Source organism: Jeongeupia wiesaeckerbachi, assembly GCF_050916355.1.
Classification (GTDB): domain Bacteria; phylum Pseudomonadota; class Gammaproteobacteria; order Burkholderiales; family Chitinibacteraceae; genus Jeongeupia; species Jeongeupia wiesaeckerbachi.
Genome location: NZ_CP136946.1, coordinates 2,818,891 through 2,834,432, shown reverse-complemented (window position 1 = coordinate 2,834,432; position 15,542 = coordinate 2,818,891). Strand labels below are relative to the sequence as shown.

The 15,542-nt window shown below is 61.9% G+C and carries 15 protein-coding genes; 11 read left to right on the top strand and 4 right to left on the bottom strand.

Annotated features, from left to right (window positions below):
* Window position 1 precedes the first annotated feature (1 nt).
* Together R0382_RS13895 and gluQRS are read right to left on the bottom strand one after the other, a co-directional pair.
* Window positions 2-2,593, bottom strand: coding sequence for a FimV/HubP family polar landmark protein (locus tag R0382_RS13895; RefSeq protein ID WP_432720315.1), 2,592 nt, complete (start codon window positions 2,591-2,593; stop codon window positions 2-4).
* Between the two features lie 276 nt (window positions 2,594-2,869).
* Window positions 2,870-3,793, bottom strand: coding sequence for a tRNA glutamyl-Q(34) synthetase GluQRS (gluQRS, locus tag R0382_RS13890; RefSeq protein WP_432724170.1), 924 nt, complete (start codon window positions 3,791-3,793; stop codon window positions 2,870-2,872).
* Window positions 3,794-3,880: 87 nt separating this feature from the next.
* Here gluQRS and fdxA point away from each other — a divergent pair, with 87 nt between their 5' ends.
* The 5 genes from fdxA (at window position 3,881) to rplI (ending at window position 5,687) form a co-directional block, all read left to right on the top strand.
* A complete protein-coding gene (gene fdxA, locus R0382_RS13885) occupies window positions 3,881-4,204 on the top strand; it encodes a ferredoxin FdxA (RefSeq protein ID WP_432720314.1) in 324 nt (107 codons plus the stop codon).
* Window positions 4,205-4,308: 104 nt separating this feature from the next.
* On the top strand, window positions 4,309-4,677 hold the full coding sequence (gene rpsF / locus R0382_RS13880) for a 30S ribosomal protein S6 (RefSeq protein WP_203537304.1): 369 nt from the start codon (window positions 4,309-4,311) through the stop codon (window positions 4,675-4,677).
* Window positions 4,678-4,983: a primosomal replication protein N gene (priB, locus tag R0382_RS13875; RefSeq protein ID WP_432720313.1), complete on the top strand. Its 306-nt coding sequence runs from the start codon at window positions 4,678-4,680 to the stop codon at window positions 4,981-4,983.
* A gap of 9 nt (window positions 4,984-4,992) precedes the next feature.
* Window positions 4,993-5,220 carry a 30S ribosomal protein S18 gene (rpsR, locus tag R0382_RS13870; RefSeq protein WP_189459083.1) on the top strand — a complete coding sequence of 76 codons (228 nt, stop codon included), beginning with the start codon at window positions 4,993-4,995 and terminating at the stop codon, window positions 5,218-5,220.
* Window positions 5,221-5,237: 17 nt separating this feature from the next.
* Window positions 5,238-5,687, top strand: a complete 450-nt coding sequence (gene rplI, locus R0382_RS13865; RefSeq protein WP_432720312.1) for a 50S ribosomal protein L9 — start codon at window positions 5,238-5,240, stop codon at window positions 5,685-5,687.
* 333 nt (window positions 5,688-6,020) lie between these two features.
* Here rplI and R0382_RS13860 read toward each other — a convergent pair whose 3' ends face one another.
* Complete coding sequence (locus tag R0382_RS13860; RefSeq protein WP_432720310.1) at window positions 6,021-7,508, bottom strand: amino acid permease; 1,488 nt, start codon at window positions 7,506-7,508, stop codon at window positions 6,021-6,023.
* A 200-nt stretch (window positions 7,509-7,708) separates the two neighbouring features.
* Between R0382_RS13860 and R0382_RS13855 the strand changes: the two genes are divergently transcribed.
* The 5 genes from R0382_RS13855 to R0382_RS13835 all read left to right on the top strand — a co-directional run bounded on the left by R0382_RS13855 (window position 7,709) and on the right by R0382_RS13835 (window position 14,431).
* The gene (locus R0382_RS13855) at window positions 7,709-8,191 is read left to right on the top strand and encodes a MarR family winged helix-turn-helix transcriptional regulator (RefSeq protein WP_432720308.1); all 483 of its coding nucleotides are present in this window, start codon (window positions 7,709-7,711) and stop codon (window positions 8,189-8,191) included.
* A complete protein-coding gene (locus R0382_RS13850) occupies window positions 8,188-9,732 on the top strand; it encodes an MFS transporter (RefSeq protein ID WP_432720307.1) in 1,545 nt (514 codons plus the stop codon). The genes R0382_RS13855 and R0382_RS13850 overlap by 4 nt, the downstream gene beginning before the upstream one ends.
* A 111-nt stretch (window positions 9,733-9,843) precedes the next feature.
* A complete protein-coding gene (locus R0382_RS13845; protein WP_432720305.1) occupies window positions 9,844-11,322 on the top strand; it encodes a transglycosylase SLT domain-containing protein in 1,479 nt (492 codons plus the stop codon).
* A gap of 65 nt (window positions 11,323-11,387) precedes the next feature.
* Window positions 11,388-12,248 carry a mechanosensitive ion channel domain-containing protein gene (locus tag R0382_RS13840; protein ID WP_432720303.1) on the top strand — a complete coding sequence of 287 codons (861 nt, stop codon included), beginning with the start codon at window positions 11,388-11,390 and terminating at the stop codon, window positions 12,246-12,248.
* Window positions 12,249-12,502: 254 nt separating this feature from the next.
* Window positions 12,503-14,431 (top strand): DEAD/DEAH box helicase, encoded by a 1,929-nt coding sequence (locus R0382_RS13835; RefSeq protein WP_432720301.1) that lies wholly within the window; start codon window positions 12,503-12,505, stop codon window positions 14,429-14,431.
* 194 nt (window positions 14,432-14,625) lie between these two features.
* On the opposite strand, the gene R0382_RS13830 is transcribed toward R0382_RS13835, so the two are convergent.
* Window positions 14,626-14,955, bottom strand: a complete 330-nt coding sequence (locus tag R0382_RS13830; protein ID WP_432720300.1) for a YkgJ family cysteine cluster protein — start codon at window positions 14,953-14,955, stop codon at window positions 14,626-14,628.
* A 102-nt stretch (window positions 14,956-15,057) separates the two neighbouring features.
* Here R0382_RS13830 and R0382_RS13825 point away from each other — a divergent pair, with 102 nt between their 5' ends.
* The gene (locus tag R0382_RS13825; RefSeq protein WP_432720298.1) at window positions 15,058-15,537 is read left to right on the top strand and encodes a GNAT family N-acetyltransferase; all 480 of its coding nucleotides are present in this window, start codon (window positions 15,058-15,060) and stop codon (window positions 15,535-15,537) included.
* Window positions 15,538-15,542 lie beyond the last annotated feature (5 nt).

Sequence of the window (15,542 nt, the reverse complement as noted above, 5' to 3'; positions counted from 1 at the left end):
ATCAGAGCTCGGCCAACAGGCGTTGCGCCTCCACCTTGTGACGTTCGCCACCCTCGCCAAGCGCTTCCTGCAGGATTTCCCGCGCGCCTTCGGTGTCACCCATATCGAGGTAGGCCTTGGCCAGGTCGATCTTGGTTTGCACCGGGTCGTCCTCGCCAAGCGCAAGGTCGGATTCATCCTGCGCCCCGAGGCTCAGATCCAGCCCCGCCAATTCGGACTCGGACAGCGGGGCCTCAACCGAAGTCGCCGACGGCGTAGTCAGTTCGCCGAAATCGAAGTCCATCGCCAGTTCACCCTCGAGCTCTTCGACCGCCGGCTGCGCGGAAGAGAGATCGATCGGCGTCGATGCGATCGAGCCAGGCAATTCCAGATCGAGCGGGAAGTCGAGCTCACCCGCAGCATCCAGATCAAACTCCACCGGCACCGTCGGTGCATCCAGCGATGACTCGGCCTGCGGCAGATCAAAACTCAGATCATCCAGCACCGAGGAAGTGGTCGGCGCTTCAGCCGGCGCCCCCAGATTGAAATCAACCAGATCATCCAGCACCGCATCCAGCCCGGCTTCGTCAGCCGTCACCGCGGCCGGCAAGGCAGTTGCTGGCACCGCGAAGTCCAACGCCGCACCGTCAGCCGCCACATCGGCACTCAAATCCAGATCGAGACCGAAGTCGTCGGCCTGGCTGGCAGCCACAGCTACGCCAGCCGCAGCGGCGAGTGGCGCCGCAGCTGCAAGTGGCGCGACGGACGACGCCTGAGCCGGCTGGTACAGCGGATTTGCCGAATCCAGGTTGCGCCCCATATAAGCGGCCTGCTCCCAGACCGGCCCTTGGCCATTGACGTGGGCAAACAGCCCCGACGCAACATCCTCAAACGCCGACTTGTCCTTGCGCGCGGCATAGATCTCGAGCAATTTCAGGCGAATTTCATTGCGGCTGCCGTCTTTGGCCAGCGCATCGCGCAGAATTTCTTCGGCCTGCGCGTCACGGCCGTAGGCCATGTACACCTCAGCCTCCGCCACCGGATCGACTTCGTCGGTATCGATCGTACCCAAGCCCTGACGGCTGAAATCGGTCAGGAACGAGTTTTCGGTCGGTTGCGTGGTGATGACTGCACCACCGCTGCTGCCGATCACGGTATTCGGCTTCAGGTCGCCAGCAGTCAGGAAACTATCTTCAAAGCGTGCCGGCTTGCGGCGGCGCATCCAGAACAGCCCGCCGACCCCCGCCAGAACAGCGGCGAGGCCGCCACCGATCAACAGCGGGTTTTCAAACATCGACTCAACGAAGGACGGCTCCTCGACCGGCGGCGCAACCACGATCGGCTTGCGCTTCTTGGCCACCGGACTGGCTTCCGCCACCACCGAAGCGGTCACTGCCGGCACAGCGCTTGCTGCGGCGACTTCGGCCACTGCCGACGCGATTTCCGCCTGCACCGACGACGCACCGGACACCGGCGCGGATGCGGTCGTGGTCGTTGCCGCGCCCGCTGGCGCCTTGATGGCCAGCGCCTTTTCCATGTCCTTGATGTTCTTTTGCAGATCGGCCACGCGCTGATTTGCTTCGTCCAGCGACTTTTGCCGCGCCTGGGCTTCGTCCTGCAAGGCCTTCAGTTGCGCGTCGCCGCCCTGACCGCCCTTGGAGAGCTTGAGTACATCCTTGCTACCCTCGGCCTGCGACAAGCCCTTGTCTTCTACCTTCGCCGAAATTTTGCCCGATGTAGCGCCAGCACCGGCATCCGCCGCTGGCTGCTGCCCTGCAGCCGCCGCCAACTGGCTGCGGTAGTTCTTCCAGCTTTCACCTTGCAGGCGGATTTCCTTGGCCGCCTCGTCACGACTGACCGATGCCATCGCGTCGCGTTCAGGCACGCGCAGGATCTTGCCGCGCTTGAGACGATTCATATTGCCGTCGAACGCCGACGGATTGGCGCGATACAGGCTGACCAAGACCTGCTCGTAGCTCACGCCATCGCCTTGCACCTTGCGCGCCACCGACGACAAGGTGTCGCCGCTCTTGACGGTGTACGAATCGCCGGTCGTTTTTTCGGCCGGCGCGGACTCCTGCGGCTGTGACGACGGCGCGGTGGCTGCAGACTTGGCAGAAGCAGCCTTGGCCGGCTTGGCCACACCACCCGCCCCCGACACTCCGCTCTTGCCAACAACGCGACCTGGCAACGCAACCGAACCATTCGAACCGTACCCAACCGGGTCGATCAATGCAGAGTATTCGCGCTGGATGCGTCCGGACGCCCAGTTCAGTTCGACCAGCAAACCAAGGAAGGGCTCGCTGACAGCTTGGCTCGACGTCACGAGCACGAAATACTGGCCATTGGCACGTTTGTCGATATTGAAACGCAGCCCCAGCGACGTCGGCGGGTACGGCACCTGGGCGTTGGCATACCCTTCGGGCGAAGCCAGACTGACCGCCAGTGAATCGGCCTCACCCGGCTGCACCGAGGTCAGATCGATTTCGGCACGAAACGGCTGCCCGAGGCCGGAAACGACGTTGAGTTTGCCAAGCCCCGCAGCATGGGCAGCCCAAGGCGAGGCAAGCATCATTGCCAATACGCAGGCTTTGAGTTTGGATTGAATTTGCACGTTATCCCCCAGGGCGCTTAATAGATCAGCCGGCGTGCGCTGAGTGCTTTATTCGTAATATTGGCTCGCAACATATCACCCCGGTTGAAGGGGTTGCAAGACGCCCCCAAGAACACGCTCTAAATCGTTGCGGATTCACCATTGGCGCGGCTTTCAGCCGAATTAAGCCACCCCGACCAAAAGCAGAAATCAACCCGGAAACGCGCCAATCAAACGTCATCAGCGAACTAGATATATTGCACGCTCAGTAAGAAATAAAGCAAAAAACCACAACCTTTACGCACCAATGGCAATTGTCTTTTTTCCGACCAATGCAGCAATGCGCCAATGCACCAACGCCCACTCCCACACCTCCGCCACCGAGGCGCGAAGCAAGCACTCAGGCGGGGACTGCTGCAACAACCTTAGCGCAGCCACCAGGGCGTCGACCGCGCCATCAAGTGCCAGCGGCTGCGCGAGCGTTTGCTTGCTCAACTTCTCGCCAAACTCATTCACCAACACCGGGATGTGCGCATAGTCAGGGCTCGGAAAATCAAGCAGTTGCTGCAGATAGATCTGCCTCGGCGTCGAATCCAGCAGATCGGCACCCCGCACCACATCGGTGACACCCTGCTCGGCGTCATCAACCACTACGGCCAACTGATAGGCCACCAACCCGTCGGCGCGCAGCAACACAAAATCACCAACCTGGCGCGCCAGATCCTGTTGTTGCCATCCCTGCACACCATCGTTGTAGCCGATCGCCACGTCATCGACGCGCAACCGCCATGCTCGTGCATCCCTGCCCGCCACCAACCCGCCACGACACGTCCCCGGATACACCGGCCCATCGATCCCTGCACGGGCGATCGCAGCAATTTCCTTACGGGTACACGCACAGCCGTACAGGCGCCCAAGCGACTTCAATCGCCCGATCTCGGCCAGATACCGCTCGTGCCGGCGGCTTTGATAGAGCACCTCGCCACTCCGCTCGAAACCATAGGCATCAAGCACCTGCAAAATGCGCCCGGCAGCACCGGGAACCGTGCGCGGCGGATCAAGATCCTCGATCCGCACGAGCCACTCGCCCCCGGCCTGCTTTGCCTGCAGGTAGCTCGCCATCGCCGCCATCAACGACCCCAGATGCAGATCGCCGGTCGGACTAGGCGCAAATCGACCGCGATAGCAAGCCGGCGTTAGGACACTGGATTCTTTGCAAATAGCCACGTCGTCGCTCGCCCAAGTAGGGGCTTTGGTAATATCGCAATATTCTGACGACCGTCTCGCCCCAAGAAAAGGACAAATATAATGACCTACGTTGTGACCGACGCCTGTGTGAAGTGCAAGTACACCGACTGTGTCGACGTTTGCCCGGTGGACTGCTTCCGCGAAGGCCCGAATTTCCTGGTCATCGATCCGGACGAATGCATCGACTGCACGCTGTGCGTCGCCGAATGCCCGGTCGAAGCGATCTACGCCGAGGATGATGTTCCTGCCGACATGCAGGACTACATCGCGCTGAACGCCGAGCTCTCCAAATCCTGGTCTGCCATCGTTGAAAAGAAAGACCCGCTACCGGATCACGAAACCTGGGCGGCCGTGAACGGAAAAATCGACCAGATCGAGCGTTAAGCACTGAAACGGTTGAGGAAATCGGCTCAGCCAGCTATCATTGCGAGTTACCCCTTGCCTGACCGACGTCGCTAGCGGCAGGCTTTAACCCATAAGGAGAACACATGCGACATTATGAGATCGTCTTTATCGTGCACCCGGACCAAAGCGAGCAAGTGCCCGCCATGGTCGAGCGCTACAAGAGCCTGATCGCTACCGGCAACGGTACCGTGCATCGCCTGGAAGACTGGGGCCGCCGTCAACTGGCTTACCCGATCCAGAAGATCCACAAGGCACACTACGTACTGATGAACGTCGAAATCGGCCAGGAAACCCTGGACGAACTCGAACACGCGTTCAAGTTCAACGATGCCGTGCTGCGTCACCTGATCATCAAAGCCGATCACGCTGTAACCGAAGCGTCGCCGATGATGAAGGAAGAGAAGTCGAAGTCGCTGACCGCTCCCGCACAGGAAGGCCAGGCTGCTGCCTAAGTGCCTGACCGCAACAAGACGGTACTCGGCGGTACGCTGATCGAGTTGCCCCCATTGCGATACACCCCTGCCGGCGTCCCGGTTCAGCACTGTGTCATCAGTCATGAATCCAGCCAGCAGGAAAACGGCAAGCCACGACAGGTCATCCTCGAAATGGAAGCCATCGCAATCGGCACAGTCGGGCAAGCCCTCAATCGGCTTGCCACTGGCCAGCAACTCAAGGTTCGCGGCTTTTTCGCCGCCACCAGCCAGCGTCAACGCCGACGTCTTGTATTGCACATCAACGAATTTGAATTGCTGAATTGAGGAATTAACATGTCCCGTCATCTGTTTAAGCGGAAAAAATTCTGCCGCTTCACCGCCGAAGGCATCAAGCATATCGATTACAAAGATATCGCCATCCTGAAGGATTTCATTGCTGAAAACGGCAAGATCATCCCGGCCCGCATCACCGGCACCAAAGCCAAGTACCAGCGTCAGCTGTCGACCGCGATCAAGCGCGCTCGCCTGCTGTCCCTGCTGCCGTTCACCGATCTGCACTAATCCGAGGAGACCCTGACATGCAAATCATTCTGCTCGAAAAAGTCGCAAACCTCGGTGGCCTCGGTGACGTGGTCAAGGTCAAGGACGGTTACGCACGTAACTTCCTGATCCCGCAAGGCAAAGCCAAGCGCGCCAACGATGCCAACCTGGCCGAATTCGAAGCACGCCGCGTCGAACTCGAAGCCCGCCAAGCCGAAATCCTGGCTGATGCACAAGCACGTGCCGCTCAGCTGGAAGGCGCTGTCGTCACCATCGGCCAAAAGGCCGGTGTTGATGGCCGTCTGTTCGGTTCGGTAACCACCGCTGACATCGCCGATGCTTTCACCAGCAACGGCATCGCAGTGAAGAAGTCGGAAGTCCGCCTGCCGGAAGGCCCGTTCAAGGCCATCGGCGAGTACGACATCGCCCTCGCTCTGCACCACGATGTTGTGGTCGAAGTGAAGGTCACCGTGGTTGGCGAGCAGTAATCGCCAACCCGGGCTTCGGCCGAACAAAAAAGGCACCCTCGGGTGCCTTTTTTGTTGCCCATGCCTTTTGACGCCACTTGCGCACGACGGCAATCCGCATCTACCGCGCCAGAGATCCCAACACCCCATCAAGATTGACGCACAAACCCTGTTGGCCAGCACTACGCCCGTCGGCCGAGCGCCCAGACCACCCACGCCCCGGACGACCCACTAAAGCCCCCCCCCTTGCCGACGCCCCGCCCGGACACCATTCGCACCTCCGAATACCCCACAGCCAGACACAAAAAAGCCGACCCCAGCGGGCCGGCTTTCTCAGCATTGACGCATCCACGCCTAGCGCTTGTCACTCGTCGTGTCGTGTGGGAAATCCATGTCGGCGTACGCCACCAGCCGCGCCTTTTTCTTGATCCGGTAGCCAAACCAGATCACCAGGAACAGCGGGATGCCCACATAGGTCGCCACCACGCCAACCCAGTCGATCCGGTCAGCCATGAAGGCCTGATAGTTTTGCCCGAGCATGATCACCATGCACAAGCCAAAGGCAAACATCGGCCCGAACGGGAAGAACTTGGACTTGTACGGCAACTCCTCAAGCGAATAGCCCTGCGCAACAAAGCCCTTACGGAAGCGGTAGTGGCTGATCGCAATACCGAGCCAGGCGATGAAGCCGGTCATGCCCGAGGTATTCAGCAGCCACAGATACACTTCCTTGTCGCCATACAGCGAAGTCAGGAAACACAAGGCGCCGACCGCGGTCGTTGCATACAGCGCGTTGCGTGGCACGCCGTTGTCCGACAACTTGGCAAACCACTTCGGCGCACGTCCCTCGGTCGCGAGGTTGTAGAGCATCCGCGTCGATGCATACATGCCCGAGTTACCGGCCGACAGCACGGCGGTCAGGATCACCGCGTTCATCACCCCGGCGGCAAATGCCAGCCCGGCGTGCTGGAACACCAGCGTGAACGGCGACACGCCGATATCGGCGACATCGTTCTTCAGCAGGCTCGGGTCGGTGTACGGAATCAGCACGCCAATCAGGAAGATGGCCAGCACATAGAACAGCAGGATGCGCCAGAACACCTGCTTGACCGCACGCGGGATGTTGCGGCGCGGGTTCTCGGATTCGCCGGCAGCCACACCGATCAGCTCGGTCCCCTGGAACGAGAAACCGGCGATCATCGCCACGCCGAGCATGGCCGGAAAGCCACCGACGAACGGCGCGTCACCGACGGTGAAGTTGCCGAAGCTCTGCTGCGCTCCGCCCTTGAGAATGCCGAAAATCATCGCCAGACCGACGCCGATGAACACCAGCACGGTGATCACCTTGATCAGCGCAAACCAGTACTCGGCTTCGCCAAAGCCCTTCACCGAGATGTAATTGAGCAGGAACATCACGCCGAGAAACAGGGCGCTCCAGTACATGCCCGGCACATCCGGGAACCAGTAATGCATGACCAGCTGTGCCGCGGCCAGCTCGACCGCAATCGTCACCGCCCAGTTGTACCAGTAGTTCCAGCCGAGCGCGAAGCCGAAACCCTCGTCGACGTATTTGGCCCCGTAGGTCGAGAACGAGCCGGCGACCGGCATATACGCCGCCAGCTCGCCCAGACTGGTCATCAGAAAGTAAACCATCAGGCCGATCAGCGCATACGCGGCAATCGCGCCACCGGGGCCAGCCTGCGACACCGTCGCGCCTGATGCAACGAACAGCCCTGTTCCGATCGAGCCACCAATGGCGATCATCGTCAGATGACGCGCCTTGAGGCTGCGCCGCAATGCCGGCGCGCCGCCGTCGGCGGTATGAGTTTGATGTTCTTGCATATGGGGTTCTATTAGAGTTTTGAACACGCCCGGACCTGCCGGACCATCATGACCATCTTCAAAGCAAACCCAGCAGGGTAGCAAACTGGCCCCGGCCGCGAAACGGCGGTTTTCCACAATGCCGGCAAGTCAATCGCCAGCACCTGGCCATAATTGTTTCATATGATACAATTACACAAACAACCAACAGAAGACGAAACATGGAATTCGAAACCCGCATTGAGCACATCTGCGCAAACAACGCCGATGCACCCCGCGATGCCATCATCGCATCGCGCCGGCTGTTCCGCGCGACCCACCTGCTCGAGAATCGGATCAACGCGGCACTTGCAACCCACGGCCTCGAGATGCGCGAATACCTTGCCCTGACGCTACTGGCGAACAATGTCGACGAGCCGATGCGTCCAACCGAACTCAGCGTCACGCTCGATGCCACCCGTACGCAAATTACCCGCCTGCTCGATGCACTGGAAAAGCGCGGCTTGCTGGCGCGCACCCCGTCGACCACCGACCGCCGCGGCTTCGAACTGGATGTGACCGAACAAGGACGCGCGCTCCAGCGACAAGCCGTGCCATCGGTGTACGCCGCCTATGAAGCCTGCTGGGCGCTGGTTGATCCCGAATTGCGCCCGGCGCTGCTCGCAGCGCTCGGCAGCATCGACCGGGGACTGTCGCAAGCATGATCGACGGGCTGCGTCTGCATGCCCGCTATCGCGCCAGCAAGAAGCGCTTGCTGATGGCCCTGCTCGGCCTGATCACCGGCGTCGAATTCCTCGAAAACGTGATGTTTGTCTTTGCCGCCAGCCACATCATGGGTGGCGTCGGCGCTGCGCCGCGCGAGTTTGCTCAAGCGCAGGCCGCGTATGCGATCGGCAGCCTGCTGATGATCGTCAAGCAACAGTGGTCGGCCCGGCAGTTCGGCTACCGCCGCTATCTTTGCGCTGCACTGATCCTGTTCATCCTCGGCACCATAGGCTGCTCGCAAAGCGGCAGCCTCGGCAGCCTGACCCTGTTCCGTTTCATTCAGGGCGTCGGTGGCGGCGCCTTCTTCACCAGTTCTCGCGTCCTGATTCCGCTGATGTTCAAGGGCCAGGAACGCGCCCTGGCGGTGAAGTACTTCATGTACGGCATTTTCAGCGCGTCCTGCATCGGCCCGCTGCTGGCAGCCACCCTCGTCGACAGCGGCAGCTGGCATCTGGTGTTCTACGGCGCACTGCCGCCGGCGCTGCTCGCACTGCTCGGGGCATGGCTCCTGCTGCCCGATGCAGAGCCCGGCGCCAAGCGCGAACCGCTGGCCATCGGCGGCCTGCTGCTTTTCGGCGCAGCAGCGCTGTGCCTGCAGTTGATGCTCAGCGAGACCCGTTACGACATCTTCACCCACCCGTACCGGCTGATGCTGCTGGCCGTCGGCGGCAGCCTGCTGCTGCTCGGTTTTCTGCTGCACCAATGGCGCCACCCGCAACCGATCCTGCAGTTGCGGATGCTGATCAGGCCGGTCTACCTCACCGGCCTCGGGCTGTACTTCCTCTACTACGCCATCAAGACCTTCAGCGGCTACCTGTTCCCGATCTACGCCGAACGCGGCCTGGGCTTGCCACTGGTCGCCGTCGGCTGGCTCGACAGCTTCGCCGGCGTCGCGACCTTCGTCGCCGTGTATTTCTATATCCGGTTCGGACGAAAAATACCGCACAAAAAGCCGCTGATGCTCGTCGGCACGCTGACCATGGCCGGGGTCTGCTGGTGGTATTCGCTGATGCCGGCCGGTGTCGATGCCCACTGGCTGATGTATGGCCTGGCTTTTCAGGGTCTGTTTGCCGTTCTGGTCGTGCTGCCGGTCGCCGGACTGACTTATGCCGAACTGGGTGATGCCGATTTCGGCCACGGCTATCAGGGCAAGAACCTGATGCGGCAAATGGCGACCTCGCTGTCCGGCGCGCTCGCAGCGGTGATGCTGCAGGACAGACAGTTCACGGTCCACGACCATCTGGCCGCGACGGTTCATGCCGGCAATCCGCAAATCGACGACTGGCTGAGCCGGCTGGCCGAGGTGTTCTGCCTGCATGGCCTCGACAGCGCGCAAGCCGTGGCCGGCGCAAAAGCCGAACTGGCGCGACTCATCGCACAGCAGGCTCAACTGCTCGCCTGCCAGGCCCTGTATCGCTATCTGGCGGCCTTCACCCTCGTCACTGCCGTCGTCATCGCCGCGCAGCGCAGGCTACGCTAACCGGCCATCCGGTCCGGCCGACCTGTGGCAGGCTGCCGGTCACGACCGGCCTATCCTGAAAAGATCAGCAGGGAGGTCACTGGCTGCCAAAAGCGGCCTGCGGAGAATGTCATGTCGGGCATCGCCGTCAAATCCCTGTTGCTGGCCGTCATCGCCAGCCTGTGCATGAACGTTGGCCACACCGCGCCACCGCCAGCCACTGCCTCGGCGCCGGATCGCATCTACGGCGAGCTGCCCTACCAGAATCCCGTTTTCAACGGCGATCTGGACGGCATGATCAAACGTCGCGCCGTCCGGGTGCTGGTCACGTACTCCAAGACCCACTACTGGGTCGAAAACGGCCAGCAACGGGGCGCCGCCTATGAAACGCTCAAGACCTACGAGGACGAGCTGAACAAGCGGCTGAAAACCGGCAACCTCAAGGTTTTCATCGTGTTTGTGCCGACACGACGCGACCAGCTGATTCCCGCGCTACTGTCCGGTCGTGGCGATATCGCCGCCGCCAGCCTGACCATTACGCCAGAACGTCTCAAGCAAGTTGATTTCACCGCGCCGACGGTCGAGAACGTCAACGAAATCGTCGTCACCGGACCGGCGTCACCCAAGCTGAGCAAGCTCGAAGACCTGTCGGGCCAGACGCTGTACATCCGCAAATCATCGAGCTACTGGCAGCACCTACAGCTGCTGAACCAGCACTTTGCCAAGGAGAAACGCCCACTGATCAAGCTCGTACCGGCAGCCGAGGAGCTGGAGGACGAGGATTTGCTGGAAATGCTCAATAGCGGCCTGCTCAAGCTCGCCGTTGTCGACGACTACAAGGCCAGACTCTGGGCCAAGGTACTCCCCAAGCTGCAACTGCACCCCGAACTGGCCGTCAACAGCAACGGCCAGATTGCGCTGATGATCCGCAAGAACAGCCCGAAGCTGAAGGAAGACCTGAACGGCTTCATCAAGACCCACGGACGCGGGACGACCTTCGGCAACACCGTCTACAAGCGGTACTTTGGCGAACAGAATTTCGTCAAGAACGCACTGCAAACGACGGATCTGAGCCGCTTCGAGGCCACGAAGACGATCTTCCAGCGCTACAGCAACCAGTATCAGATGGACTACCTGCTGATGATGGCACAGGGCTATCAGGAATCCCGGCTCGACCAGCAGGCGCGCAGCCACGTTGGCGCCATCGGCGTCATGCAGCTGATGCCCGCCACCGGCAAGGAAATGAAGGTCGGCGACGTCCGGCAGATCGAACCCAATATTCATGCCGGGGTGAAGTACATCCGTTTCATGGTCGACCAGTATTACGCCAAGGAACCGATGAACACGCTCAACAAGGGGCTGTTCGCCTTCGCCTCCTACAACGCCGGCGCCGCGCGAATCCAGCAACTGCGCAAGGAGGCGAAAAACCGCGGCCTTGATCCGAACAAGTGGTTCAACAACGTCGAGGTCGTCGCGTCCGAGAAGATCGGCTCGGAAACCGTCACCTACGTCAGCAGCATCTTCAAGTACTACATCGCCTACAAACTGCTGATGAAGAACGAGCAGGAGCGCGAAGCGGCGAAGAAGCACATGACGACGCAGAAACGTTAATACTCGGCGTCGCCGCTACAGGTACCGGCTGCTAGACTGGAGCGCCCTCCACTCGACCCGATGCCATGCTGACCGCCGACTGGCTCCCCTCCTTCATTGACCGCGTATTCGTTCGCGACGCGGCAATTTCGCTGGTGTTCATCACCGCGCTGCTGATCGTGCGGATGCTGATCCATCGCGCCATCCTCAGGCGCCACGACATGAGCCCCGAGCTCAAGCGCCGCTGGCTCGTCACGCTGCGCAACACGGTGCTGGTGCTGTTCGTGCTGGCGATGGCGCTGATCTGGGCCAACGAGATCGAAACGCTGGCCGTCTCGCTGGTCGCGATCGCCGCCGCGATCGTGCTGGCAACGAAAGAAATGATCCTGTGCGGCATGGGCTCGATCTACCGCACCAGCAGCAATGCCTATACCGTCGGCGACCGGATCGAGATCAACGGCCTGCGCGGCCTGGTCATCGACACCAACCTGCTATGCACGACGCTGCATGAATCAAGCCAGGTCCAGACGCACAAGGGCACGGTCGGCCGTGCGATCACCTTTCCGAACAGCCTGCTGCTGTCGCAACCGCTGTACAACGAAACCGCGCTGGGTCAGTACGTCATCCAGACCGTGCATGTGGCCATCGACCGAAGTGCCGACTGGCAACGCGCCGAGGCGCTGATGCTCGCCAGCGCCGCGGCCGTTGTGGCCGAATACGCCGACGACCTGAGTCATCACGCCCGCCAGATCGAACGCAGCTACGCGGTTGAAACACCGACACTGGCGCCAAGACTGCGCATTTCGCTGGAAGATCGTGAAGACATCACGCTTCACCTGCAACTGCCCGCACCGCTTGGGCAACGCGCGGCGATCGAACAACGCATTCTGCGTGACCTGCTGGGCGGCCTGTACGGCGCCCTGGAAAAAACCGACGTGAAATCATAAACTTGTTGCCCGATGCCGAACTATCTGGCATAGTACGCAACAGATCGACGGCCCGCGCTTGACGCGGGCTCGTTTTTTGCATTGCCCCTGACCTTTCATCCGGTTCCTTCGCGTTCGCGGTTCATTCTGGTTAGCGGCATGTTTTTCGCCGTGACCAGGCCAATGGACTCGAATCGCCCGCCCGCTTCCTCAGCGGGCCTGGGTTTCGTCGTCTTGTCTGCCCAAGAACGGCCTCACCCTGCAAGGAAGTCGCAATGAATACCCAAGAACAAAACATCTCCGCCCTCGACACCATCGTTGACGCGGTGATTGACGCGCCCATCGAAGCGCCCGCTACCGACGCCGCACCGGAAAACTCCTTCGAAGCGCTCGGCCTGTCTATCGACCTCGTCCGTGACCTCGCCAGCAATGGCCTGACCGCACCGACGGCGATCCAGGCACAAGCCATCCCGCAAATTCTCGCTGGCAACGACCTGCTGGCTTCGGCCCAGACCGGTACCGGCAAGACTGCGGCCTTCCTGCTGCCGGCCATCCACATGCTGGGCATGGCGCCGAAGCATCACAGCCGCGGTCCGCGCGTCTTGGTGCTGACCCCGACCCGCGAACTGGCCGAACAGGTTGCCAAGGTGGCCACCCAGTTCACCCGCCGCATCCCGCGTTGCAAGGTTGTCAGCATCGTCGGCGGCACGCCGTACCCGGTTCAACACAAGCAACTGTCGCAGCCGGTCGAAGTCGTCGTCGCCACCCCGGGTCGCCTGATGGACCTGATGAACAGCGGCCGCATCGACTTCCGTCGCCTCGAACTGCTGGTGCTCGACGAAGCCGACCGCATGCTCGACATGGGCTTCATCGACGACATCGAAACCATCGTGTCGCAACTGCCGGCCGAACGCCAGACCGCGCTGTTCTCGGCCACGCTGTCGGACACCGTCCAGCGCTTTGCCGCGCCGATGATGAAGGATCCGGTTCGTGTCGAACTGGCGCCTACCGGCTCGCCGACCGCGAACATCGCTCAGGCCATCCATTACGCCGACGGTTACGACCACAAGCTCAAGCTGACCGCTGCCATGATCAACGGCGCCGGCACCACCCAGAGCATCGTGTTCACCGCCACCAAGGTTGACGCTGACAGCGTCGCCGACTGGCTGCGCATGGAAAGCATCCGCGCCGACGCACTGCACGGCGATCTGCCGCAACGCATGCGCCGCAAGGTGCTGGACAAGCTGCGCCGCGGTGAAATCGACGTCATCGTCGCCACCGATGTCGCCGCTCGCGGTATCGACGTCGCCGGCATCGGTCTGGTGCTGAACTTCGACCTGCCGAAGTTCGCTGAAGACTACGTTCACCGTATCGGCCGTACCGGCCGCGCCGGTCGCGAAGGTCGCGCCGTGTCGCTGGTCGGCAAGAACGATTTCCACCTGCTGACCAAGATCCGTCGTCGCTATGAGATCGAAGTCGAAACCATGGCCATGGAAGGCCTGGAAGCCAACTTCAACCCGGCCAACCGTGGCGCACCGCGCGGCGACAGCCGTGGCCGTCCGCAAGGTGGCCGTGGTGGTTACGGTGGCGGCAACGGCGGCAACTTCCGTCGCGAAGGCAATGGCTACGCTGGCAACCGTGATCGCAACGCCGGCGGCGAACGCAGCTACGCTGACCGCGCCCCGCGTGAAGATCGCCCGTCCTTCAGCAGCGACGCACCGCGTCAGGAACGCAGCTTCGGCAAGCCGCAAGGCGAGCGCAGCTATGGCGATCGTAACGACCGTGCACCGCGTCGTGATTTCGGCGGCGCGCCGCAAGAACGTCGCAGCTACGGCGATCGCAGCGAACGCCCGGCACCGCGTGGCGAATTCGGTGGCGCCCCGCGCCAGGAACGCAGCTACGGTGACCGTCCGGAACGCGCACCGCGCGGCGAGTTCGGTGGCGCTCCGCGTCAGGAACGCAGCTACGGCGATCGTCAAGAGCGTGCACCGCGTGGCGAGTTCGGCGCGCCGCAAGAGCGTCGCAGCTACGGCGATCGTCCGGAACAACGCGCACCGCGCGGCGAATTCGGCGCACCGCGTCAGGAACGCAGCCATGGCGACCGCAATGAGCGTCAGTTCGGAGACCGCGGCTTCGGTGGCGACAAGCCGGTCAGCAAGCACCCGGCAGGCAAGTCGTTCGGCCGCCCGCGCCGTCCGGAGTAAGCATCGGAGTCATCCGACACAAAAAACGCCCGGTTCGCCGGGCGTTTTTTCGTTTCATCCTTCGCTTTTCGGCCACGATGGCAACCGGGAAATCACACGCCGCGACAGGCAGCCACCAATCTGGCAGCCCGTGTCCGCGCCAAGCGCACGCCGACACAACGCGGGTCAATCACCCTGCTCCCGAATGCAGAGTGTCACGCCACCGGCAGCGGCGGCAGGCCATGACGGGCGCGGGCACGGTTGCACGCTTCGGAAAACACGCCAAGCTCGGCCATCGGCGCAAACTCGCGACAGGGGTTGGGCCGCTCGTGATACAGGCCGCAATGAACGGCCTTGCCAATCTGACCCACCAGCGCCACGCATCGCGGGCGGGCGTAGTCGGTGCCGCGCAAGCGGTACAGCTCGGCGGTTTCGGCATCGGCCAGCGCATCCGGCACTCGGCCGCCCTCGCTTTCCAGCTCGGAACAATGGAAGGTCACACGGAACGCGGCACAGCAGGCACCGCAAGACAGACAGGGATTCATTGCGCGACGACAAACGGGTGGAAAGCACGGCGGGTAGTTTAACGCGTTGCCGCAGACACCCCCAGCCGCTACCCTCACCGGAAACCCCCAACAAGCCCACCGATGCCAATACTGCAACTCCAGCCAGTCACCACTGACACACTCGATCACGTACTCGATGTCCAGGCCGCCTGCTATCCGGCCTCGTACCACGAACCACGCGCAGTGTTTGCCCGCAAACTGGCGCTGTCCCCCGACTCGCACTGGCTGGCGTGGCAAGGCGGCGAAGCGCTTGGCTATTTCTTTACCCACCCCTGGCGCGGCTTGACGCCGCCGCCACTGGCGACCGAACTGGCCGCGCTCCCTTCACCCGCGGATTGCCACTTCCTGCACGACCTGGCCATTCACCCCGGCGCACGGGGTATCGGTATCGCGCAAGCGCTGGTCGAGCACGCTTTCGCATGGGGCCAACGCCAGCAACTGAAGGGCGCGCTACTTGTTGCCGTACAAGGATCGCTACCATTCTGGTCTCGCCACGGCTTTCGCAAGCTCGGCCCGGCGTCCGGCTATGGCGAAAACGCCATGCTGATGCACCGCCAATGACCCCG